The 24228-nt window shown below is 32.3% G+C and carries 24 protein-coding genes and 1 riboswitch; of the genes, 22 read left to right on the top strand and 2 right to left on the bottom strand.

Annotated elements, in window-relative coordinates; genetic code table 11:
• Window positions 1-27: 27 nt before the first annotated feature.
• From DFR80_RS03210 to DFR80_RS03200, 3 genes are all read left to right on the top strand, one after another.
• Window positions 28-288: an IreB family regulatory phosphoprotein gene (locus DFR80_RS03210; protein ID WP_076543661.1), complete on the top strand. Its 261-nt coding sequence runs from the start codon at window positions 28-30 to the stop codon at window positions 286-288.
• Between the two features lie 170 nt (window positions 289-458).
• The gene (locus DFR80_RS03205) at window positions 459-1733 is read left to right on the top strand and encodes a Gfo/Idh/MocA family protein (protein ID WP_076543660.1); all 1275 of its coding nucleotides are present in this window, start codon (window positions 459-461) and stop codon (window positions 1731-1733) included.
• Between the two features lie 107 nt (window positions 1734-1840).
• Window positions 1841-3640, top strand: coding sequence for an ABC transporter ATP-binding protein (locus DFR80_RS03200; protein ID WP_158537673.1), 1800 nt, complete (start codon window positions 1841-1843; stop codon window positions 3638-3640).
• Between the two features lie 65 nt (window positions 3641-3705).
• On the opposite strand, the gene DFR80_RS03195 is transcribed toward DFR80_RS03200, so the two are convergent.
• The gene (locus tag DFR80_RS03195) at window positions 3706-4539 is read right to left on the bottom strand and encodes an AraC family transcriptional regulator (RefSeq protein WP_114489193.1); all 834 of its coding nucleotides are present in this window, start codon (window positions 4537-4539) and stop codon (window positions 3706-3708) included.
• A 123-nt stretch (window positions 4540-4662) separates the two neighbouring features.
• Between DFR80_RS03195 and ruvX the strand changes: the two genes are divergently transcribed.
• The 7 genes from ruvX to DFR80_RS03160 all read left to right on the top strand — a co-directional run bounded on the left by ruvX (window position 4663) and on the right by DFR80_RS03160 (window position 9588).
• The gene (ruvX, locus tag DFR80_RS03190; protein ID WP_076543657.1) at window positions 4663-5070 is read left to right on the top strand and encodes a Holliday junction resolvase RuvX; all 408 of its coding nucleotides are present in this window, start codon (window positions 4663-4665) and stop codon (window positions 5068-5070) included.
• Between the two features lie 48 nt (window positions 5071-5118).
• Window positions 5119-5385 carry a hypothetical protein gene (locus DFR80_RS03185; RefSeq protein WP_076543656.1) on the top strand — a complete coding sequence of 89 codons (267 nt, stop codon included), beginning with the start codon at window positions 5119-5121 and terminating at the stop codon, window positions 5383-5385.
• 87 nt (window positions 5386-5472) lie between these two features.
• Window positions 5473-6495: an endolytic transglycosylase MltG gene (mltG, locus tag DFR80_RS03180; protein ID WP_076543655.1), complete on the top strand. Its 1023-nt coding sequence runs from the start codon at window positions 5473-5475 to the stop codon at window positions 6493-6495.
• A gap of 59 nt (window positions 6496-6554) precedes the next feature.
• Window positions 6555-7199: an O-methyltransferase gene (locus tag DFR80_RS03175; RefSeq protein WP_076543654.1), complete on the top strand. Its 645-nt coding sequence runs from the start codon at window positions 6555-6557 to the stop codon at window positions 7197-7199.
• Window positions 7192-8421 carry a U32 family peptidase gene (locus DFR80_RS03170; protein WP_114489192.1) on the top strand — a complete coding sequence of 410 codons (1230 nt, stop codon included), beginning with the start codon at window positions 7192-7194 and terminating at the stop codon, window positions 8419-8421. The genes DFR80_RS03175 and DFR80_RS03170 overlap by 8 nt, the downstream gene beginning before the upstream one ends.
• Window position 8422: 1 nt before the next feature.
• Window positions 8423-8644: a DUF4911 domain-containing protein gene (locus tag DFR80_RS03165; protein ID WP_114489191.1), complete on the top strand. Its 222-nt coding sequence runs from the start codon at window positions 8423-8425 to the stop codon at window positions 8642-8644.
• 254 nt (window positions 8645-8898) lie between these two features.
• Window positions 8899-9588, top strand: a complete 690-nt coding sequence (locus DFR80_RS03160; RefSeq protein ID WP_084566044.1) for a cell wall hydrolase — start codon at window positions 8899-8901, stop codon at window positions 9586-9588.
• Between the two features lie 133 nt (window positions 9589-9721).
• Here DFR80_RS03160 and DFR80_RS03155 read toward each other — a convergent pair whose 3' ends face one another.
• Complete coding sequence (locus tag DFR80_RS03155; protein ID WP_076543651.1) at window positions 9722-9976, bottom strand: AbrB/MazE/SpoVT family DNA-binding domain-containing protein; 255 nt, start codon at window positions 9974-9976, stop codon at window positions 9722-9724.
• A 202-nt stretch (window positions 9977-10178) separates the two neighbouring features.
• Here DFR80_RS03155 and DFR80_RS03150 point away from each other — a divergent pair, with 202 nt between their 5' ends.
• From DFR80_RS03150 to DFR80_RS03095, 12 genes are all read left to right on the top strand, one after another.
• Window positions 10179-10616, top strand: a complete 438-nt coding sequence (locus tag DFR80_RS03150; RefSeq protein WP_076543650.1) for a Fur family transcriptional regulator — start codon at window positions 10179-10181, stop codon at window positions 10614-10616.
• Window positions 10617-10688: 72 nt separating this feature from the next.
• Window positions 10689-11381: a Crp/Fnr family transcriptional regulator gene (locus tag DFR80_RS03145; protein WP_076543649.1), complete on the top strand. Its 693-nt coding sequence runs from the start codon at window positions 10689-10691 to the stop codon at window positions 11379-11381.
• A gap of 116 nt (window positions 11382-11497) precedes the next feature.
• Window positions 11498-12385 (top strand): shikimate dehydrogenase, encoded by an 888-nt coding sequence (locus tag DFR80_RS03140; protein ID WP_076543648.1) that lies wholly within the window; start codon window positions 11498-11500, stop codon window positions 12383-12385.
• Between the two features lie 8 nt (window positions 12386-12393).
• Window positions 12394-12479, top strand: a riboswitch (cyclic di-GMP riboswitch).
• 200 nt (window positions 12480-12679) lie between these two features.
• Window positions 12680-14356, top strand: coding sequence for a GspE/PulE family protein (locus DFR80_RS03135; protein WP_114489190.1), 1677 nt, complete (start codon window positions 12680-12682; stop codon window positions 14354-14356).
• 25 nt (window positions 14357-14381) lie between these two features.
• Entirely contained in the window at window positions 14382-15455 is a 1074-nt protein-coding gene (locus DFR80_RS03130) for a type IV pilus twitching motility protein PilT (protein WP_114489189.1), read from the top strand.
• Window positions 15456-15468: 13 nt separating this feature from the next.
• Window positions 15469-16683, top strand: coding sequence for a type II secretion system F family protein (locus DFR80_RS03125; protein ID WP_114489188.1), 1215 nt, complete (start codon window positions 15469-15471; stop codon window positions 16681-16683).
• A gap of 24 nt (window positions 16684-16707) precedes the next feature.
• A complete protein-coding gene (locus DFR80_RS03120) occupies window positions 16708-18492 on the top strand; it encodes an O-antigen ligase family protein (RefSeq protein WP_114489187.1) in 1785 nt (594 codons plus the stop codon).
• A 73-nt stretch (window positions 18493-18565) separates the two neighbouring features.
• Window positions 18566-18991: a type IV pilin protein gene (locus DFR80_RS03115; RefSeq protein WP_114489186.1), complete on the top strand. Its 426-nt coding sequence runs from the start codon at window positions 18566-18568 to the stop codon at window positions 18989-18991.
• A 1-nt stretch (window position 18992) separates the two neighbouring features.
• A complete protein-coding gene (locus tag DFR80_RS03110) occupies window positions 18993-19739 on the top strand; it encodes an A24 family peptidase (RefSeq protein WP_114489185.1) in 747 nt (248 codons plus the stop codon).
• 30 nt (window positions 19740-19769) lie between these two features.
• Window positions 19770-20930, top strand: a complete 1161-nt coding sequence (locus tag DFR80_RS03105) for a hypothetical protein (protein ID WP_114489184.1) — start codon at window positions 19770-19772, stop codon at window positions 20928-20930.
• 37 nt (window positions 20931-20967) lie between these two features.
• Window positions 20968-23286 (top strand): LamG-like jellyroll fold domain-containing protein, encoded by a 2319-nt coding sequence (locus DFR80_RS03100; protein ID WP_114489183.1) that lies wholly within the window; start codon window positions 20968-20970, stop codon window positions 23284-23286.
• A gap of 2 nt (window positions 23287-23288) precedes the next feature.
• Window positions 23289-24215: a CFI-box-CTERM domain-containing protein gene (locus DFR80_RS03095; RefSeq protein WP_114489182.1), complete on the top strand. Its 927-nt coding sequence runs from the start codon at window positions 23289-23291 to the stop codon at window positions 24213-24215.
• Window positions 24216-24228: the final 13 nt, after the last annotated feature.

The raw sequence follows: 24228 nt of genomic DNA, 5'->3' as shown, positions 1-24228 counted from the left end.
CAAATTAAAATACGGGATGTGATATATATGGCCGCAGAAGATTTTAATGATAAAACTATGAGATTTAAGATTAATAAAGAAGAATTAAGTGAAGCAGCATTTGTGCTGGGTAAGGTTTCTAAGGCCCTGGAGGAAAAAGGGTATAATCCTATTAACCAAATTGTCGGATATTTACTTTCTGGAGATCCTGCTTATATAACAAGCTACAAAGATGCCCGGACAATGATTAGAACTATTGACCGCGATGAGATTATAGAAGAATTACTGCGGAGTTACTTAAATAACTAGCAGGATGATACTGTTAAGGCAGCTGAATTTTCTCAGCTGTCTTTTTTTAACTAAAGATATCAAAAAATGTTGAATATCAACTAAGGAAAACAATAAATGTCTTGTTATTATTCTTTTTTTTATATAAAATTTGCTTATAATCAATTAATCATATTTGGGAGGAATTAATAATGAGATACGCAGTAATTGGAACCGGGTCACGTTCAGCAATGTATTATGAAGCCTTAGTTGAAAATGAAAAAATAGCAGCAGAAAATGAACTGGTTGCTCTGCTTGACTTAAATCAGACAAGAATGGACTATGTTAACGAAAAACTGGGTCTTGAGCTGCCAACCTATAAGCCGCATCAGTTTGAAAAAATGCTGGCAGAAGAGAATATCGAGGGGATTGTAGTTACCACCAAAGATTCACATCACCATGAATACATAATTAAGGGTCTGAAAAATGATTTAAAAGTGATTACAGAAAAGCCGATGACCACCAACGAAGTAAAAAATCAAGAAATAATTGATACTATGGAAGAAACAGGTAATGATTTAACTGTTACATTTAATTATCGTTATTCACCTTACCGCTCTAAAGTAAAGGAAATGCTGCAGGAGGGAGTAATTGGTGAGGTGACAATGGTTGAGTTTCACTGGTATCTGGATACGACTCATGGTGCTGATTATTATCGCCGCTGGCATGGAGAAAAAAGAAACTCAGGTTCACTCTGGGTTCACAAGGCAACTCATCATTTTGATTTAGTAAACTGGTGGCTTGACTCAGCCCCCGAAGAAGTATTTGCCTTTGGTGAGAAAAGATTTTATAAACCAGAAACTTTTCAGTATAGAATGAGATGTAAGGATTGTGATGTTAAGGAGCAATGTAATTTTGAACTTGATATGAGTTCTTCAGATAAACTTTCTGCTCTTTATCTGGATGCAGAAGCTGAAGACGGCTACTTTAGAGATCGCTGTGTATTCTCTCCAGAAATAAATATCTGGGATACAAGAGCTCTGACTGTCAGGTATCAGAACAGAGCACTTTTAAGTTATTCACTTAATAACTATGCACCTTATGAGGGATATAAAGTTGCCTTTATTGGAACTGAGGGAAGAATTGAACAGGATGTTGTCGAAGCTTCTTATATTAGCGGACATGATGGAGAATTAGAAAGACAGACCCCGGATAATAATATCAGGCTGGAAGTTTTTCCACTTTTTGAAGAGTCCTATACAATTGATGTAGAAGTGGAAGAGGGTGGACATGGTGGAGGAGATAAGCGTTTATTAGAAGATATTTTCCTTGAAAATCCTGAAGCAGATCCACTGGGACGACAGGCAGGTGGCTATGATGGGGCAATGTCAATTTTAACAGGTATAGCAGCCAGACGGTCAATTGAAAAAGATCAGCCAATTAAGATAGATAATTTGGTAGAATTTCCATCAAGATTAACAAAATAATTTTGATTAGCAAATATAGTTTAACTCCCTATTAAGTAGATAAGACTTCTGATTAATTTCAGAAGTCTTAATTGCTATTAAGACATAAAAATTATGGAGTGATAAAATTGAATTCATTTAAAAGATTTTTAAACTATGTTAAACCTTACTGGCATTATATTTTATTTGCTGCTTTTGGGGGAACAATTAAATTTGTTCTGCCAATGATTTTTCCTCAGATTATGCGATATTTTGTTGACGAAATCCTTGTTAATGCGGGCAATATATCTGTCGGTCTGAAATCTGAGTATATTAGTAAAATCCACTATTATTCTTCGTTGATGATTGGCCTTTATTTTTTCGTCTGGATTCCAGGGGTTTATATTCGACATAAATATGCAGGTAAACTGGCTCAGAGTGTAGTTTTTGATCTTCGTTATAATCTATTTAAGCATATTCAGAGAATGTCTGCTTCTTATTTTGATCAAAATAAATCAGGAGCCATTGTAACCAGATTAATCAGTGATATTCAGCTCTGTCAGAATATGCTAAATAGTGCTATGACAAATGTCTGGATTGATGGGTCTATTTTAATATTTCTGCTGATTATTATGTTTAAGATGGATGTAACACTGACTCTGATCAGTTTATCAATTCTACCTTTTTATATAATGATAATTAAAACTATAGGCCAGCGGGTTAAAGAATCGAGTAGAATGGTTCAGGATGAAATCGAAAATATTCAGGGGGATGTTCAGGAAAAAATATCAGGAGCAACTGTTATTAGAGCTTTTACAATGGAAAAACAGGAAGAAGAAAAATTCGAAAAAAAATCTAAAAAACTTTTTAATTTTAATATGAATCGAGTTAAACTCTCTTCTATTAACAATGCTTTAAATGGTTTTTTAATTAAAATAGCACCTGTAATTATAATCTGGTTTGCTTCAATAAGTATTCTTAATGGTAATTTATCAATTGGTGAGATGACAGCTTTTTATGCCTATCTGGGTATGTTCTATATGCCAATTGAACGATTTTCTCGGCTAAATGTTGTTTTTTCGAATTCAATGGCGGCTATCGATAGAGTTTTTGAGGTTTTTGATAAAACACCTGAGGTGCAGGAAAAAGAAAATGCCCGAGAATTCGTTGATATGGAGAAAAAAATAGAATTTAAAAATGTTAATTTCTCCTATAATGGGGAAGAAAAAGTTTTAAAAAATATAAATTTGACTGTAGAAAAAGGAGAAAAGATTGCTTTTGTAGGGGCAAGTGGAGCCGGGAAATCCTCTCTGGTCAATTTGATTCCTCGTTTTTATGATGTATCTTCAGGTAAAATCTTAATTGATGGAGAAGACATAAGAGAATTTAAGCTAAAATCACTGCGAGAAAAGATAGGAATAGTTCTTCAGGAGGCAATTTTATTTAGCGGTACTCTTAGAGAAAACATTCTTTACGGGAAAAAAGATGCTGCGGAAGAAGAAATAATCAAAGCGGCTAAAGCAGCTAATGCTTACGATTTTATTATGCAGCTGGAAAATAATTTTGAATCTGAGGTCGGGGAAAGAGGTGCGCGCCTTTCGGGAGGACAAAAACAGAGAATAACAATTACCAGAGCTTTTTTAAGTGACCCTTCCATTTTAATTCTTGATGAAGCCACTTCTTCACTTGATTCCAGATCCGAAAATTTAATCCAGGAGTCTTTAGAAAAATTAATGGAAGGAAGAACAACTTTTATTATTGCACATCGTCTTTCTACAATTATGAATGTGGATAAAATTGTAGTTTTGGAGAAAGGAGCAATTAAAGAAATAGGCAGTCATCAAGAATTACTGCAGAAAAATGGCCTTTATAAAAAATATTTTAAAGAACAGTTTCAGGAGGCGATTAAATATTCAAAAGAGGATTTGCTGGAAAACTCAACTACTTAACTGAATAAATTTAGTATTCGAAACTATTTTCTGAAAATGTTTTTTATCTAGCTAAAGGCCTCTAATTAGAGGTCTTTTACTTTTCTGTATTCAAGTGGTGATAAATCTGTAAAATCCTTAAAAATTCTGCCAAAATGAGTAATGTTATTAAAACCAACTTTGGTTGCAATTTCTGTAACAGAAAGATTACTCTGCAAAAGCAGTTTGCTTGCTTCTTTTATTCTTACATTATTTTTATATTCTACAAAGTTAAAGCCTGTAACTTCCTTAAACACACGGCTTAAATAGCCAGAGCTGTAATTAAATTTTTTTGCCAGTCTACCTAGAGTTAATTTTTCATTGTAATTCTGACTTATATAAGCAGCAATTTCAGAAATTTTCTTATGTTTCTGGTCCGGATACTTGAGATTTTGAATGGTTGATTTTGCCAGAATTCTTTTAATGAAAATTAACATTTCAGCAATAATTAAATTTATATATAAAGCATTTTCTGCATCTCTTTCTTTTTTTGATTCGGCAGTTAACTTAAATAGTTCTTCTTCCAGCCAGAGCTGCTGCTCTGGATTCAGGCTTAAAACATTTTCTTTCTTCTCAAAAATCCCAAAAAGTTCTGCTGCATTCATTTCGGCTGCCAGAGAAGAAAATAGATTCTCATCAAACTGAATTAAAATCCTTTCATGTTCAGGTTTTTTCCTATCAATAGTGCTGGTTTTATGAAGAATATTTTTATTAATTAAGACCAGATCCCCTTTTTTTACATGGTAGCTGCGCTGATTAATAAAATAATTGCGTTCACCTTTTAAGAGATAATAAATTTCAAATAGATTGTGGTAATGTTTTTGATCCATATTAAATGGTTCTGAATTTCTTTTTACATGAGTAATAACAGGTTTGTTCATTTTTCGCCTCCAGAGAATAAATTAAATTGATTAAATCACTTATCTTTAAGCTGAAAAATTTGCTTATTTACTAAAATGATTATATAATATTTTATTGAAGAAAGAAAATTGGAGGCAAAAGATTTGAGAATTTTAGGACTGGATTACGGTAACAAAAGAGTTGGAGTTGCAGTAAGTGATTCTCTGGGCTGGACAGCTCAGCCGCTGTCAACACTCAAAATGCACGGACATCAGGAACTGCTTTTAGAAATTAAAGAATACATAGATAAATATGCTGTAGAAAAAATAGTTGTCGGGATGCCCTATAACATGGATGGTTCAGTCGGAAAAAGAGCGGAAATAACTCAGGCTTTTGTTAACTTTTTAAAAAATAATCTTGAGCTTCCGATAATAATTCAGGATGAACGTCTAACAACAAGTCAGGCTAAAAATATTTTGCTGGAGGCTGATGTGAGTAGACAGGGTAGAAAAAAGGTGATTGATAAGATGGCTGCTGCTTTAATACTGCAGTCTTATCTTGATCAGCAGTAAAATTGCTATCCAGTATCAACAGTTAATTAAAAGAAAGGGGTAATTAAAATGAGTGATGGTAAGTTTTGGATTGACGAAGATAAAAAGGAATTAGTTTTATCAGATGGCACCGGAGAGAGCCGTTTTATAATAGAAGATGATCTGGTTATTGATGGGGTTAAATATCTAATAATTGTTGATGCAAGAGCGGGCGAAAATGCTGATGCAACAGTTGTTAAAATTTTAAATGAGGGTGAAGAAGAAATTATTATTCCTGTTGAAGAAAAAGAGGAATTTGAAAAAGTTCAGGCAGCTTACATAGAAGATATGGAGTAATTTTTAATTAAGCCGGCTGAGCTAAAAACCTGCTTTTATCTGGATGAATTTTTAGAAACTAAAGAATTAGATTATGAGAGGAAGAATATGAAGTTGAAAAGAACAGCCCTGGTATTTTTAGTTTTTATTATATTACTCAGTTTTTCGCTGAGGGCTTATTCTTTAATGGAGCCTATAAATGAACTCGATCCACAGGAAATTCTGGTTGAGATTGAAAAAGGAATGACAGGTCGTGCAATTGCGGAAAAACTGGAAAAAGAAGGAGTAATTAAATCTTCAACCATTTTCTATTTATTACTTCGATTTAAAGGGATTGATAATCTCAGAGCAGGTTATTATCGCTTTTCAACTTCCGATACTCCTCTAAAAATTATAGATAAACTGCAGCGTGGGGAAGAAGAAATATTTAAAATTACTATCCCGGAAGGATTTACTCTGCAAGAAATTTTAAATAGATTTGCAGCTCTGGAGATTCCTAAATATAAGAGAGATTTACTGGCCAGAGAAATAAATCGTCAGGTTGCAGAGCTAAAACTGCCAATGGATTTTTCTGATTCAGATTTAAGTAAAGATCAGATTTATCCGGCTGAAGGAATTATTATACCTACAACTTATAATTTCCCCCTCAGTTATAGTGAGAGTGACATAGCTGAAGAGCTGATAAATTATTTTGTAGAAAAAAGACTGCCACAAATTAAAGAGGCAGCTGCCAAAATGGATTATTCTGCTTATGAACTTTTAATAATTGCTTCTTTAATTGAAGAAGAAGGGAAACTAAAATCCGAAAATAAAACTATTGCTTCGGTTATTTATAACCGTCTGCAGGCAGGGATGCCGCTGCAGTTGGATGCTACTGTTCAATATGCTTTACCAGAAAGAACTAAAAGAGTGTTATATAATGATTTAAAAATCGATTCTCCCTATAATACCTATCAGGTATCTAATCTGCCGCCCACTCCAATCGCCAGTCCCGGAGATCTTGCTGTAGAAGCAGCTATTAATCCTGCTCAAAGTGACTATTTATTTTATTTTGCCCGGGAGGACGGCAGTCATGTTTTTACAGAGAGTTATGACCAGCATCTGCAAAAACAGAAAGAACTAAATTATTAAAAGCAGAAAAATCATTAAGCAATCAGTCAAAAAGCAGGCAAAATTTAAGGAAGTAGATTATGAAAATTACCGATATTAACAATCAATTTGCTAAAAATAAATACATAGAAGCGGAATTTGTTGAGATTGAAAAAGAATGTAAAGCAAAGCATATTCCAATTATTGATCGCGATGCGGCAGATTTGCTTAAAATGCAGTTAAAAATTAAAAAACCCCATAAAATACTTGAGATTGGAACAGCCGAGGGTTTTTCAACATTATTACTGGCTAAATACAGTTCTCAGTGGTCAGAGATAACTGCTGTCGAAATTGATTCTCAGAGAGCTTTAAAGGCAAAAGAAAATTTTGCTCGTTTTAATTTTCAGGATAAAATTGATTTAAAGATTGGCGATGCTTTTGATATCCTAATGTATTTACAAAAAGATTATGATTTTATTTTTCTTGATGCTGCCAAGGGGCAGTATTTTTATCTTTTTGAATATTTAATGGAGCTTCTGGCTCCAGAAGGACTTTTAATTTCCGATAATGTGCTCTATAAAGGTAAGGTTTTAGAAACAGGTGAAACACATCATAAAATCAGGACAATAGTCAATAATTTAAAAAAATATTTAAAATTAATAATGAACCATCCAGAGCTTGATTCTACTATAGTGACTGCAGGCGATGGGATGGCAATTAGCAGGAGGAAGGATATAAATGAATAAAGTTGAATTACTGGCACCGGCAGGGAGTTTAGAAAAATTAAAAACTGCCATTTTATTTGGTGCAGATGCTGTATATTGTGGAGGTTTAAACTTTGGCTTAAGAGCTGGAGCTGATAATTTTACTGTTGAAGAACTGGAGGAAGGAATTGAATTTGCTCATCAGCGTAATAAAAAGGTTTATATGACTCTGAATATGATTCCTCACAATAAGGAGTTGGCTCAACTTCCAGAATATATAGATCAAATTAAAAAGCTCAATCTGGATGCATTAATTATTTCTGATCCAGGAGTTTTTGCTGCAGTTAAAAAAGAAATGCCGGAGATGGAAGTTCACATCAGTACCCAGGCCAACAATGTTAACTGGGCTTCGGCTTTATTTTGGGCTGATCAGGGTGCTGAACGGATTATTCTGGCCCGGGAGCTCAGTCGGGAGGAAAGCAAAGAAATTATAGCAAAAACAAAAGGCAGAGTTGAACTGGAGTATTTTGTTCATGGAGCAATGTGTATTTCTTATTCTGGCCGCTGTCTATTGAGCAATTATTTTGTTGGGCGTGATGCAAATAAGGGAGACTGTGCTCAGTCCTGCCGCTGGAAATATCATCTGGTTGAGGAAAAGAGGCCTGGCGAATATTATCCAGTTGAAGAAAATGATCAGGGAACTTTTATTATGAATTCTCGCGACTTAAATCTGGCAGAAGAGATACCAGAACTAATCGATATAGGACTCAGCAGTCTAAAAATTGAAGGTAGAATGAAAAGTATTCATTATGCTGCCACAGTAGTTAATACTTACAGGCAGCTTATTGATCAGTATTACAGGGATCCTGAAAATTTTAAAGCTGATCCCGAACTCCTGGCAGAACTCAGAAAAATAAGTCATCGAGATTACACAAAAGGTTTTTATTATGGAAAACCTGGAGCTGAGGGGCAGCGATACGAAAGCTCTTCTTATTTGAGGAGTTACGATTTTATGGGAGTTGTTAGAGAATATGATAATTCTAAAAGGGAAGCTGTTGTAGAAGTCAGGAACAAGATTTTTAAGGGAGATGAGCTGGAATTTATAGTACCCGGGCAGAAAACTTTTACAGTTAATGCCTCTTATTTACTTGATGAAGAAGGGGCAGAAATCGATTCAGCTCCTCATCCAAAACAGCTAATTAGAATCCCACTTAAAATTGAAGTTCCTGCTGGATCGTTACTGCGCCGGCAAAAGGAGAATTAAGATGAAGGATACTTTAAAGCTGAGATATGAGATTGATCCTACAGAAATTAATTATATTGACATGATTATTAAAGCCTACGAGGGAGTTGGCATTGTAAATGTCGATCATGATAATCCAGGTGAAATTTGGATTGATGTTACAGAGGGCACCAAAAATGAGGTTAAAGAAATAATGTCTGATCTGGGGCAGGAATTTAAAGTGAGATTGATTTCAGAAGAATAATTTTTTATCTTATTAAAAAGGTTATATCCATTATTCCCTGTATTGACTACAATCTTAAATATTCTAAATAAGAACTGATTAAAATGTAAAATAAGAACATTTGACAATCAGTCAGTAATTGTTTATTATTAAGTTGATAATCATACATAATTTAATAAGTCGATAATGATTATTGATGTTGAACTGGAAGTAAAAGAAGGAGGAAGATTGTATTATACATTTAACTAGTAGTTTACAACAGGGAGGTAATAGTGATGCTGAGTAAAAGCAGGATTTTAATCTCGGTGATGTTACTCCTCATAATGGTGGCTTTTGTCAATCTCGAGGAAGCGAAGGCTCTGGAACTGACTGAATTTGGAAGTAGAGCAATGAGCAGGGGAGACGAAGGAATAGATGTAGCTGTATTACAGCAGAAACTTAAACAGTTAAATTTTTATAAGGGAAATATAGATGGGATTTATGGAGGAGTTACAGTTAAAGCAGTTAAGAAATTTCAACAAGAAAATGGACTAAGTGTAGATGGCGTTTTTGGTGAGAGTTCTTTTAAAGTTCTACCTGAGTTAAAAGCACAGTTAAACTACAACATATCCAGAGATGATATTATCTTACTTGCCAGAATTATTCATGGTGAAGCTAGAGGTGAAGATTTTAGAGGGAAAGTTGCTGTCGGATCAGTTATTTTAAATAGAATTGTCAGTAATCAGTTTCCAAACACAATTAGAGATGTTATCTTACAGAAGGGACAGTTTAGTAGTTTAATGGATGGGCAGGCTAACTATTATCCGGGCGAAGAAGAACTGCAGGCTGCCAGAGCAGCTTTAATTGGATATGATCCAACTCTGGGTTCGATTTATTTTTACAATCCGGATATTGCTACAAATACTGCCTGGATATCTCGACGTAATTATGTAACCAGAATTGGTGGTCACGTATTTTTACGATAGAACAAAAAATGAAAGTTTCATAAATATAAATATAAATATTATTAATTAAACTATGTAGAAGCAAAAAAATAGCACCATTCCGGTGCTATTTTTTTAGATATTAATATCCAATTTTTGTTATTTGGGTAAAATATTATTTTTCTTCCTGCAGATTTTTCATATTCTCCATACATTCTCCGCAGATTGTTCTACCTTTATATTCGATAGTGTCATCTGCACTGCCGCAGAATATACAGGCTGGTTCATATTTTTTCAAAATAATTTTTTCTTCGTCAACGAAGATTTCCATTGGGTCTTTTTTATTGATATTCATAGTTTTTCTGAGCTCAATTGGAATTACCATTCTACCCAAATCATCAATTTTACGGACGATACCAGTAGATTTCATGTTAATTCTCCTTTCTTAACAAATTTCGACAAATTATTCTTATTTATTACATTATACAATTATTCAGACCCATAGTCAATACCCAAAAGTTATTTTTTCAAGTAAAAAATGGATATTTAAGCGAAAAAATTCAAAAAACTTATTAATATCTCTCCCGATTTATGATAGAATATAAACAGTCATCTAAAATGGGGTGTTATATATGGAAAAGTTAAAGGAAAAGTTTCAGAGAAAGTTAGCAGAAAATAATTATAAATTAACCAGGCAGAGAGAGATTATTCTGGAAACAATTCTGGCAAAAGAAAACTGGCATTTTACAGCCGAAGACTTATTTTCAGCAGTAAAAAAAAGGGATAAGGATATTGGCATGGCAACTATTTATAGAACCCTGGAGCTGATGCAGAATTTAGATATAGTACATGTTCTTGATTTTAATGATGATTCTCGTAAATACGAAATTCATCTTGAGGAGGCTCATCATCATCATTTAATTTGTAAAGGCTGTGGTAAGTTGATTGAATTTAGTGATCAGGATATAAATTATTTTGAAGCTGAGTTGGAAGAAAAATATAATTTTGAAATTACAGAACATAAGTTAAGATTTTATGGTTATTGTCAAGAATGTAAGGAGAGAAATTAAGCAAGAATAAAGGTTTTTTTTCTTTATTATAGAATAGTATATATATAGCAATTAAGAGAGGTAGGTTGAGTTATGGAAGAAACTAAAAAATGCTTAAAAGATTTAATTGTATTTCAGAATCTTGACCCGGAGGAACTGGAGTTACTATGTGAAAATTCTTATGCTAAATTTTACGAAAAAGGTGAAGTTATCTTTTTTGAAAATGACAGTGTAAAAAAATTATATTTACTTGTAAATGGTAAGGTTAAACTTTCTATGCTTTCTGCAGAAGGGAAGGAAAAAGTACTGACAATTCTGCAGGAAGGAGATATTTTTGGTGAACTTTCACTTTTTGACGAAGACCCTCATCCCTTAACAGCCGAAGTGATGGATGATGCCCGTCTGTTAATTATTCCCTGGAATGAAATGGAGAAGATGATTATTGACAGGCCTTCACTTGCAATTAAGATTATTGAGGCTCTTTCCAAAAAAACTAGACTTTTAACCAGTCAGGTAAGAGAACTGGTTTTTCAGGACGCTGCAGGTAGACTGGCCAGCCTGCTTTCGAGACTGGCAGAAGATTTTGGTCGAGAAATTGAAGATGGAACGGTGATTGATTTAGTTTTAACCCATCAGGAAATAGCAAATTTGATTGGCTCTTCCCGGGTTACAGTTACTAAATTGATCAATAAGTTTATTGATGATGGTGTAATAACAATTAAAAAACGAAAAATTATTATTAAAGATTTTGAATCACTGGGAGAACGTCTGCAGACAGTTTTTTAAATAAAGCTGGATTGAATCCCGGTGTTCCAATACATAGGAGACACGCTGGTATACTTTTCCAGCGTGTTTTAAGTTAAATAAAAGAATAACAAATTTAAGAATTCAGGAGGTAGAAGATGAGTATTTTTATACCAGATAGTGAAACAAAATTATATGGCTTACTTGGTAAAACACTAAGTCACTCGATTTCCCCATCTCTGCATAATAATGGTTTTAGAGATTTAGGGATTAATGCAATCTATTTGATGCTGGAAACTAAAGATCAGGATCTAGGAGAATATATTAGTTCTCTTAAAAACTTAGGATTTGCCGGCTGGAATGTGACGATTCCTCATAAAGAAAGCATTATTCCTTATTTAAATGGCTTTTCTTCTCTGGCCAGAGCTGCAGGAGCGGTAAATACTGTTTTAAATAGAAGGGGAAGATTGACCGGTTATAACACAGATGTAATTGGTTTTCAGCGTCAGGTTGAGGAAACTGGATTTAAGGTTAAGGATAAAAGAGCAGTTGTAATTGGAGCGGGAGGAGCAGCCCGTGCAGTTATTGCAGCTATGGTTCAGCTGGATCTTAAAGATATTACAATTATCAATCGAACAGTAGAAAATGCAGCAGAACTGGCAAAACTTTTTAAAGAAGAAAATTCTAAGCAAAACTTCGATTTCTGCAGTCTGGAAGAGCAGGAATATGCAGATGTTCTAAAAGCAGCTGATCTGGTAGTTGATACAACTCCAGTTGGGATGTATAGTAATAATATTAAAAATATAGTAATCAATCCTGATTATCTGCATGAAAAGCAGCTGGTGATAGATCTGGTTTATAATCCTTTAAAAACCGAAATTTTAAAGGAAGCAGAAAAGCGAGGAGCACAGATAGGGAATGGCCTGCCAACTTTAATTTATCAGGCAGAAGCGTCTTTTAAACTCTGGACACAGGAGATGCCAAAAAAGAAGAAATGGTATCAAATAGCCGAAAAAGCAGTCAGGGAGATTGAAGCAAAAAAATAAATAAAATATTATAATAAAAGCAAAACTGACGAAAGTCTGTGACGCAAAAACATAAGTCTAAGGATTATTTTCTATGATTGTTATGTTTGCCTCAGGTGGAAAATTGCCGGTGTTTAAAACATCATGGCAATTTTTTGCTTTATAGATAATTTTAAAATAATTATTAAACTTTCATTAAAATTATGCAGGAATTTCATAATCGATGCCGAAATTAATTATATCATCGCAATAATTTAACAAAATCTTTCAAATTTCAACAAAATAATATATATTTTATTAAAAAGGAGTATTTTTATGAGTCCAAGAAGAAAAAAAATTGGAGATCTACTTTTAGAATATAATTATATAACTCCCAGACAATTAGAAGATGCTCTCTCTGCTCAGGATGAAATGGACATGCGTCTGGGACAGGTTTTAACAGAGTTAGGTTACATTTCAGAAGAAGATTTAACAGATGCTCTAGAAATTCAGCTTAACATTCCTAGAGTTCATTTAAATAATTATTTAATAAATGCACATTTATCTCAGTATATATCAGAAAATATTGCCCGAAGACATCATGCTGTACCATATGATGTTGAAGATGATACCTTAAAAGTTGCGATTCAGGATCCAACTGATCTAGTAGCTATAGAAAACATTGAGGTTAATTCAGGGATGAAAGTTGATATTGCAATAGCTACTCATTCGGAAATTATGAAGGCAGTTAATCAAATATATTCTCTGGTTGATACAGATACTTCAGAGATTTTTGACAGGTTAGATCAGTATAATCAAATTAATGAAGAGCCGGAAATAGACCAGCTGCGGCAGATGGTGGAAGATGCTCCGATTGTCAGGCTGACCAATTTAATTATTACTCAGGCTATACAAAAACAGGCAAGTGATATTCACATTGAACCTTTAAAAAACACTTTAAGAGTTCGCTACCGGGTAGATGGTATTTTGCATGAGGAGCTGACAGTTCCCAAACACTCGCAGGCGGCTTTAATTTCTCGTTTAAAAATTATTGCTGATCTTGATATTACCAAAAGAAGAATTCCACAGGATGGCCGGGTGCAGATGACCTTTAAGAGTATGCAGATTGACATGCGGGTTTCTACACTGCCTACAATTTATGGAGAAAAGGTGGTTATCCGACTTTTAAATAGAGATGACAGCCTCTTAGATATTAATAAACTTGGTTTTCGCTCTGATAATCGCGAGAGATTTAATAGACTGATCAAAAAACCATATGGAATTTTGTTGGCGACCGGACCTACTGGTAGTGGTAAATCAACAACTTTATTTGCAGCCTTAAGCGAAATTAATTCACCAACTAAAAATATTGTTACAATTGAGGATCCGGTTGAATATCAGCTGGATGGAGTAAATCAGGTGCAGGCCAATACAAGTACCGGTTTGACCTTTGCCAAGACCTTAAGATCGATACTGCGTCAGGATCCGGATATTGTAATGGTCGGTGAGATTCGGGATGAAGAAACTGCAGAAATTGCAATCAGAGCTGCCTTAACAGGACATTTGGTTTTAAGTACTCTGCACACTAATGATGCCAGTAGTGCAATCACCAGACTTTTAGATATGGGACTACCAGATTATTTGGTAGCTTCAACAGTGATTGGAGTTGTAGCTCAGAGGCTGGTGCGGAAGTTATGTCCAGACTGTAAGGAAGCTTATCAACCTGGAGTTGAAGAAAGAAAATTTTTAGGTGACCCAAATGTTGAAAAACTTTGGCGACCTTCTTCTGATACATGCAAAAAATGTACAGATGGCTATAAGGGAAGAATTGCAATTCATGAGGTTCTTGAAATCAATGATGATATGGAAGAAATGATAGCTGAAGGAGCAAACGAACTGGAGATTAAAAAATATGCCAGAGAAAATAATATGAAATCCTTATTAGATGATGGTAAGCAGAAATTAAAAGAAGGTATTACCAGTTATCAAGAAGTAGTAAGTTCTATTATTTAAAATCTTTTATAAGGGAGGGATGCCGATGGATGTTCTTGATGTTATGAAAAAATTAGCAAAAGATCGTTCGGTTTCTGATCTTCATTTAACAGTTAAAGAAAAACCCATTATTAGATACAATGGGAAACTCACTTATTATGAGGAATATCCAAATAAACTTGAAATAAGTGAAGTTAAAGAAATTGCAAAGGACTTAATGACAAAAAGGCAATGGGATACTTTTGAAGAACTTGGTGAGATTGACTTTTCTTATAGTTTGCCTGGTCACTCAAGATTTAGAGTAAATGCCTTTAAACAAAGAGGTTCAGTTAGTTTAGCTTTAAGAATAATTCCTCAAGAAGTACCTGATATTGATTCATTAGGTTTACCAGATATTTTAAAAAAATTGTCAATGCAGAGGAAAGGACTTATTTTATGCACCGGTCCAACTGGGAGTGGTAAATCTACTACTCTTGCTGCAATGGTCAATATGATTAATGCCAATAGGCATGCGCATATTATTACTTTAGAAGATCCAATTGAATATTTGCATACTCATGATAAATCAATAGTACATCAAAGAGAAATTGGTTTTGATACAATGTCATTTAAAGCAGGATTGAGAGCTGCTTTAAGACAGGATCCAGATGTAATCCTTGTGGGTGAGATGAGAGATTTGGAAACCATATCTACAGCTCTAGAAGCATCAGAGACTGGACATTTAGTTTTTGCTACTTTGCATACAAATGATGCTCCCAGTACTGTAGAAAGAATTATTGATGTTTTCCCTGCACATCAACAACAGCAGGTAAGAACCCAGCTAGCAGCTTCAATAAATGGCATTATATCACAACAATTAGTAAATAGAAAAGATGAAAATGCCCGTATAGCGGCCATGGAAATTTTAGTTGCGACATCTGCTGTCAGAAATATTATTCGTGAAGGGAAAACTCATCAACTGCTTTCTGCAATGCAGACTGGTGGCAAATATGGAATGATAATTATGGATAATTATCTTGTAGATTTATATAATAAAGGTATTATATCATATGAAGAAGCTATTCAACGTTCTGATGATTCTAATTATATTAAGAAAAAAGTTAGTAGTGCGGGAAGATAAAGGGGGGATAATAATGGCTTCTTTATTTGAATATAAAGCAAAAGACAAAAATGGGAATAAAATAATAGGAGAATTAGAAGCAGATAATAAAACTGCAATTGCATCTCAATTAAAAGAAAAAGGCTTTTATATTACAAATATTAGTGAAAAGAAAAAATCTAAAGATGTAAGAGAAATTATAAATTTTACTAATAGTGTAAGTACCAAAGAATTATCAGTTTTCAGCCAGCAGTTTGCAACAATGATTGATTCTGGAATTAGTCTAGTTGATTCTCTGCAGATTATGTATGATCAAATGGATAACAAATTTTTCAAAAAATCATTAGAAGAAATATTAGAAGATGTTGAAACAGGGATCTCTTTAGCAAATGCTATGCAAAAGCATAAAAAAATTTTTCCGACTTTATATATTGAATTAATTCGAGCTGGAGAAGCTGGAGGTGTATTAGATGTTGTTCTTAACAAACTGGCTGATCATTATGAAAGACAGAGCAAATTGAATTCAATGATTAAATCAGCACTTTATTATCCATTAACTATTTTAGCTGTTGCTATTTTAGTAGTTACCTTTCTAGTAGTTCAAGTGGTGCCTCAGTTTGTAGGTATGTTTAGCAGTTTGGGAGCAAATTTACCTTTGATAACTCGTATTTTACTTGCTATTAGTGATTTTATTAGAAGTTACTGGTGGGCTATTTTGCTTTTCCTAACTTTAATATTTTTTCTTTTTAGTAGATATCGGAAAACAGAAAAAGGACGACTTAAGACTGATAATTTAATTCTTAAGATACCAATTTTCGGAGACATGATGCAAAAAATATATTTATCAAGGTTTTCGAGCACCCTTTCAATTTTAGTTGACAGTGGAGTAGGTTTACTTGAATCCCTATCTATAGTAGAGAATGTTATCAATAATAAAGTCTATAGTGATGCTCTTACTATGATTAGAGTTCAGGTTAGAGAAGGAATGAGCCTCGCAGCAGAACTTGACAGATATCCCAAGTTATTTTCGCTGATGGTTATACAGATGACAAGAGTTGGGGAAGAAACAGGAGCATTGCCTAAGATGATGGTTAAAATATCTGATTTTTATGATAGTGAAGTAGAAACAAGTGTTGATGGAGTTATTACTTTAATTGAGCCGGCAATGATTGTTATTCTAGCAGTTGTGGTTGGTTTTGTGGCTGTTTCAATAATTACTCCAATGTTTGATATGTTCCAATATATTTAAATTATTTGATAAGGGGTTACTATTTTGTTGAAAATAAAGGAATATAATTATAATATAATCAAAATTATACCTATTTTTATGATAATATTTTTCACACCTCTGATAGTTTTTTTAAAAAAAAGAATTTTATCTGAAGTAACTTCTTTATACTGGGTTGAATCTTATAATCTTGATTTTTTCTCATATTATAAGATGGTCTGGCTTTTAGGATGGACACTGATTTTGTTATTTTTCTTCTGGCGGGAAGCTAAAAAGAGAAAACTTAAATTTAGAGTACAATTTATTTTTTTAACTGTATATCTAATAATGATAATTTTATCAACAATTTTTTCTGATTTTCAATATGTTTCTCAAATAGGATTCCCTGATCGTTATGAGGGGATGCCGGTTTTAATTTCTTATTTAATAATAATGATGGCAAGTTATTTTTTAATTAACAGTAAAAAACAATTAGAAATATTGATTAATGGTTTATTTATTTCTGCATCTATAATTGCTCTAATAGGAATTTATCAATTTTTCGGTTATGATTTTTTCAGGAGCATTATTGGGAGAAATTTAGTTTTACCAGAACAAATGTCTCAATTAGCAGAAAGTATGACTTTTAACTTTGGTGAAAATATTATTTATTCGACTCTTTATAATCCAAACTATGTCGGTAGTTATTTTTCGATGCTGCTTTTATTATCATTGGTTTATTATATTATGCAGGAAAGCAGAGAAAAACAGTTTTTATATGGATTTTTTGTTTCTTTATTTTTTGCAGCCTGGATAGGTTCAATGTCTAGAGCCGGTATGGTCGGTGGAATATTTGCTTTTTTATTTTTGCTGATAATAATGTACAAAGAGATAATTAAAAAGTGGAAATCAATTTTAGTTTTATTTATTATTTTATTTTTAATTGCACTCGGAATGAATTATCAAAGCCAGGGGAAAGTTTTTGGAGAGTTTTTAACTTTTGGTAAAGAAACTGAAATGGCCTTAAAAGGTGAAGAGGAATTAGATTTAAAAATCAAAAAAATTGTAACTTCAGAAAATAATTTGATTTATAATACAAAAGATTTTAAGTTATTAGTTAAAAAAGAAAATACTGATCAAAAGAATAATTTGAGCTTTTATAATGGCAAAAACAATAAAAATTTGGCTTTAGCAAGAAATAAAAATAGTTATATTGAAGTTGAGAATCCTGATTTCGAGCTTCTTAAAATGAGATTTGATTCTAGAAGAAATTCCTTATTAATCAAATATGGAAATAAAAGGTCTGTATTTTTAATTAATGAAGAGGGATTCTGGATAATGGGTTTAAAAGGTGGAGCTTATAAAATAAATGAAGCAGCAAAATGGGGATTTAAAAACAAGGAAAAATTTGCGAGTTCCAGAGGGTATATCTGGTCGAGATCTATTCCTTTGCTTAAAGAAACGTTATTACTTGGTAATGGTCCTGATACCTATCCTTTTTACTTTCCTCAGCATGATTATAGGGGTAAGTTAAATGCATTTAATTTAACTACTAAAATTGTAGATAAACCACATAATTTTTATCTACAGCTTGCTATTAATACAGGTTTAATTTCTTTAATATCTGTTTTTTTATTATTTGCTTATCATACTATAGAAAGTTTAATGTTTTATTTTAAAAGAGATTTTAATAACTATTTTGACTATCTTGGAGCTGCAGCTTTTACGGCTTTTGTAGCTTATGCCGCGGCAGCTTTATTTAATGATAGTGTTGTTTCAGCAGCACCTGTTTTTTGGTTTATTTTGGGTATAGGAGTGAAATTGAATTATTTAAATAAGCAGAGGGGGTGATTTTTTAATTAGAGGTTGGTTTAAAGTGGGGAAGATATTATTAAATATTTAATAAAAAAGAGGAGAGATAAAAATGAGAAAACTAAGAGAAAAAATTTATAATGACGCAGCTTTTACATTAATTGAGTTACTTGTAGTGATAGCAGTTTTAGGTATTTTAGCAGGTATTGCTGTGCCAAGGATTACTGGGGTACAGGATCAAGCAAGAAAAGAAGCATTAAATGCTACTGCTAGCAGTGTTCGTAATGCGATGGAGATGGCATATGCAAGTACAGGGAAATATCCAGATTTAGATAGTATCACATCAACTAGTGGGATAAGTGGTTTGAGTAGTGCTATTAGCAGTGGGACAGGTATTTCAATCAGTCTTTCTGGAAATGATGATATTACAGTTGATGATGGAGTAACAACTTCTACTGATGGTGGATTTACGATAAAATTAAGCGATGGAGATAATGATATTACAATTAATGAAGATGGATTTAATTCACTAAACTAGAATGATTAATCTAATATTTTTTACATTTGGTTTAACCATAGGTAGTTTTCTAAATGGTGTAATCTACCGCTTACCTGAAGGAAAATCTTTAGTTAAGCCTAGATCACACTGTATGAACTGTGGAACTACCTTAAAAGTTTTTGATTTAATACCTATATTTAGTTATTTAATCAATAAAGGTAAATGTAGATACTGTGGGGAAAAAATTTCCCTGCAGTATCCATTAATTGAATTATTAACAGCAGTTTTATTTTTATTAACTTATATTAATTTTGGTTTAACTATCAAAACTTTTGTTTATCTTTATTTATTATCACTTCTGATAGCAGCTGCTGTTATTGATTATCAAAGACAGATTATACCAAATAAAATAACTTATGTTGGTTTTATATCAGGCTTGTTTTTTGCTATAGTGTTTAATTATATTTCTTTTCAGACAGCAATAATTGGAAGTTTAATTCCTGCCTTATTTCTGCTGCTAATAATTTTGATTTATCCACAGGGAATGGGAATGGGAGATTTAAAACTAGTTGCTATAATTGGAATTTTTACAGGCTGGCAGGTTCCGTTAATTGGAATCTTTATTGGCTCTTTTATTGGAGTTATTATAGCTCTACCATTTTTGATCAGCGGTAAATTTAACTCTAAAACAAAATTGCCTTTTGGACCCTTGATTATAACTGGTAGTTTGATAATGATGTTCTGGGGAGAAGAACTGATTAATTTTTATTTCAATTTATTTCTTTAATGGCTTATTTTATGAAAGGAGGCCAGGTCAATGATAAAAAATGAAAAGGCATTTGCAATGATATTTACCCTGGCTTTACTTGCTGTTGTGCCAGTTATGGCACTTACACTTGCTAATTATAGTCTTAATTCTTTTCAAATTGCAAGAAGTACTAATAATAAGACTAAAGCTTATTACATTGCCCGTTCAGGGGCTGAAGCAGCTATATCTGCCTGGAAGGAAGCAGACATAGAAAATGGCAGTTTAGAAACAGTAATTTTTGATGATCAGGATAATTTTGTTTTGAAAAGTGAATATCAAGATAATCCTTCTCAGTATGGAGAAATAATAGCTGAAATAGATGTTGAATTTGAAAAGGAAGCTATTAATCCAAACCAGGATCAGTATGGCCATACTATTTTCACCTCAACTGCTAAAATAACTAATTCTTCAGGTGAAGAAACAGTTAAGGCTAGAGTAAGTCCGTATCTTAATGTTAATAGTCAAACTAACGCTGAAGACTTAGGCTGGTATAATTATGATACTGGTCAGATTTTGCCTGGTTCAAATGTTAAAGAAACAACAGTAACAGAAGATTTTTGGGACTGGCTATCTGGCATATTTGGACTCGGATATGAAGCAGAAACAGTAGAGATTAAATACCATGATCAAGTTTATGGTAGTGTAGAAATTACTACTGATGATTCTGATTTATACTTACAGAATAACAATAGTAATAATAAGGTTGCTTATTCTGCTAACTCAATCTATTTTAATAATGAACTTGATTTAAAACAGAGTGGAGATAATCAGGGTGCTTTGATTACAATTGGTGAGAATTTAGTTTTTAGAGAAAGAATAGAAATTAGAAAAGGTTTGACAAGTTATGGCTCGTTAATAATTGGATTACCTGAAGGTTTGGGTTATCAACTTGACGGCTATAGCGGTGATTTTGGTAGAGTGTATTTTAATCAGGGAGTTTATAGCCCCTTATGGTTTTGGGATAATGAAATTATAGCTCCTGGTTCTGCTTATTATTTTAAAAAAATTACTGAAACAAATGAAAGTGGAGAAATAGTTCAAACAGGTATAGATTTACTTCGCTGGGACGATGGCGATTATGACGGACAGGTTTTGATACCTATTCCAGCAGATGATCCAAACTATTCACCACCTGTTCCTGAAGAAGAGTATATTATTAATTGGTTTTAAATTATGATTTTTGACAAATAGACTGGAGGTATCACAGATGAAGATCAACAAAGGTACAGCAGCATTTACATTGATTGAAGTTTTAATGTCTCTTGTTGTTGTAAGTATAATAATAGCAGGTGTGATGCCTACTGTAATTGAGTCATTTAAAATAATCAATCAATCAGCTCAAGAAAATCAGCAGGTTTTAGAATCAGAAGGACAGGTTCAGAGTAAGATTCCTACTAATGAAACTTTTACTGGAAGTATTTTTCCGGTTAAATTTAAGAATGAAAATTTAGATACTATAGATGTTAAAGGAAGTTTAATTAAATCAACTACCAGTGAAGCAAATTATATTACTTTTTTAGCTGATAGACCTTATATTAAACTTAATCCTTATGTTTTGGTTGAGGGATATAAACCACTAAGTGCCGGTTATGATCCTTCAGAATTATTAGTTGATGCCTATAATACAAATTTTAGCTCTGAATTAACAGAACTAAATATTTATGATAAAAATAACAATGACATATTAAGTTCATTTTATAGCTTAGATAGCATAGATGAAAATCCTACAGCACCTTTAGATGATCGAGCTTTTATTGAGTTGTCATCTGGTTTAACTAATGCTTTTTCTCCATATACAGTAGAAATGATAACCGAAAGAGATGAAAGTATTGAAGCTGAAGAACCTCAAATTGTAAAAGCTAAATTAGATATTTTATTACCTAATTTTATTGCAGCTGGTGATTCTGGTAGAACAGTAGTTTCAGCTGATGGAGACTACTGGGTTAATCGAGATATTACTAGTACAAATAAAATTAATTCAGTTTTAAAGGGAAATGAAGAATTCTTACTCTTAGGTGATAATGGGAGGATTAATATTTTAGCTGATGAAGAAGATTGGAATTCTATTACTCTTCCAGTTGACTACACACAGCTTTCTAGTGATTTTAATCTTAATTCTGGTATTTATTATACAGAAGAAGATGATAAAAAGTATGAATTAGTAAGTAATTTTGGTGTTTTTATTAATAATATAAATAATAGTGGCTGGTCTTTAAATCCAGATGTTCCGGTTTATAAAACTAATGTAACAGAATTAAATGACAAATCATCTCTGTATTTTGATAATAAGAAAAATAGTATTAACACTGAATTATCTGATGCCTTAGCAGGAGATAATCGAGCAATATTCATGGTTTTGCAGCCTGAAGATAGTGCTGAAATATTATTTGATATCAATGATTATTTTATTAATCAAAATTCAGGAGAACAAATGACTTTATTAAGAAACTCAGAAAATAAACTTCAGCTAAAAATAGATCAGGATTCATATTTGCTTACTGATGAGGTAGTTAATAATGATCAGGCTTATTTAATAACTATAAATATGACAGGACCAAGTCTTACAAACATTGATCTTTACATTAATGGTGCTGAAACAACTAATACTATAACTAATGATCAAAATATTAACACTCAAGCTAAGAAAATCTTTTTTGGAAATAATTTTAAAAGCAACAAGCAATTTTCTGGGCATATAGCAGAATTTATTATTTATAATAAAATGCTCTCTGCTTCTGAGTTAGATGCCATTAATAATTATCTTCTGCAGAAATTTGATATATCTGCAGTTAGTGGTACTGCACCTACGGATTTATCTAATATAGTTAACTGGTTAGATGCAGAATATTTATCATCAGTAAGTAATGATGATAAGATATATTCTTTACAAAGTTCAGATATGAGGAAAGGGAACACATATAGTTTTGAAAATGAAGCTTTAAATTCTATAACTTTAGCTAATATTTCTAATTCTCAAATTATGGTTGCGGTTGGTGATAATGGAATTATTTTAAGAAAAGAAAATGATGAAAACTGGAGTTTTATTAGATCAAATATTAATGAAAGTCTAAATGAAGTTGTTTATAGTTCTCAATTAGGAAAATTTATTGCTGTTGGTTCAAAAAGTGGTAATACTTTAATCAAAATCTCTGATGATGGTCATAGTTGGAATGATATAACTCTAACATCAATTGATACTGATAGAATTTTAAGCTCCATTACAAGTTATGATGCGGATGATTCTACAACATTGATTGCAGTTGGAGATAGCAGTTCAAATAATGATTCTATTATTTTATATTCTACAGATGGTGAAAACTGGTCTGAATATAGTTCTAATACAGATAATAATTTAAAAGATATTGATTTCAAAAAAATAAATGAAGAAATCGTTTATGTGGTAGTTGGAGACAATGATCCAATAAATAATGAAGATGCTGTTATATTATATTCTACAGATGGTCAGAGCTGGATTGAATATAATTCTGGTGTTTATGATGATAGTTTAAATGGGATAGGGCGATAACTATGAAAATATATAAATATTTTAAAAATGAAAGTGGTATTACACTTGTAGAATTTCTGGTTACACTTGGTGTTATTGGAATTGTTGGTGGTTTAGGGACAATGGTTTATATTCAAGCAAATAATGCTTTTGATGCAGCTGAGCAAAAATGGCAGGTACAAACTGATATGAGGATACTTGCAAATTTTTTGAACTCAAATTTAAGAAATGCTTATGGAGTAGATATTTCACCTGATGGTTTTGTAGGGAATTTTACTGATCAAGATCGATATATTTATATAAATGATAATAATGGTGATGGATTTGGAGAGGTTATTTACAAAGATGAAAATCTTGAAAAAAGAATTATTGGGCAAAATGAGTTTAAATATAAAATTGACTGGACTAAAGAAGCAGGAGATAAATCTAAAGTTATAAGATATATTATTAGATCTATGTATAATGATGAAGAATTAAATTATTCTGTGGATTCTAAAATATTTTTATCAAATATGGCTAAAAATAATGAAATATCAGAAATTAACGGTAGTATAAATGGAATTTATTTTAAAAGTTCTGCTGAAGGTACCCCGTTACCAAATTCTCAAGTTAATACATTTTGTTTTATAGCTACAGCTGCTTATGGTTCTCCTTTTAATCCAGCAGTTAAAACATTAAGGATGTTCAGAGATTTATACTTATCCAAATATAAATTGGGCCAAAAATTTATTGCTTTATATTATAAATATTCACCAAGTTATGCAAAAATAATTTCTTCAAATCTTTTTCTTAAATCTATAACTAATATTTTATTAATGCCATTAGTTTTTTTATCTTTTCTGTTAATTATTAAAGAAACAGGATTGATAGTACTTTTTTATCTTATACTACTAATTATTTTTGCTTGGAAAAATAAATTTTTGGTTAAGGCTTTAAATAATAAAATATAAAAGTAGGAAAGTG

This window comes from Halanaerobium sp. ST460_2HS_T2, assembly GCF_003337665.1.
Lineage (GTDB): Bacteria > Bacillota > Halanaerobiia > Halanaerobiales > Halanaerobiaceae > Halanaerobium > Halanaerobium kushneri.
The sequence above is the reverse complement of the archived record's forward strand: the minus strand, read 5'-3'. Positions and strand labels throughout refer to the sequence as shown.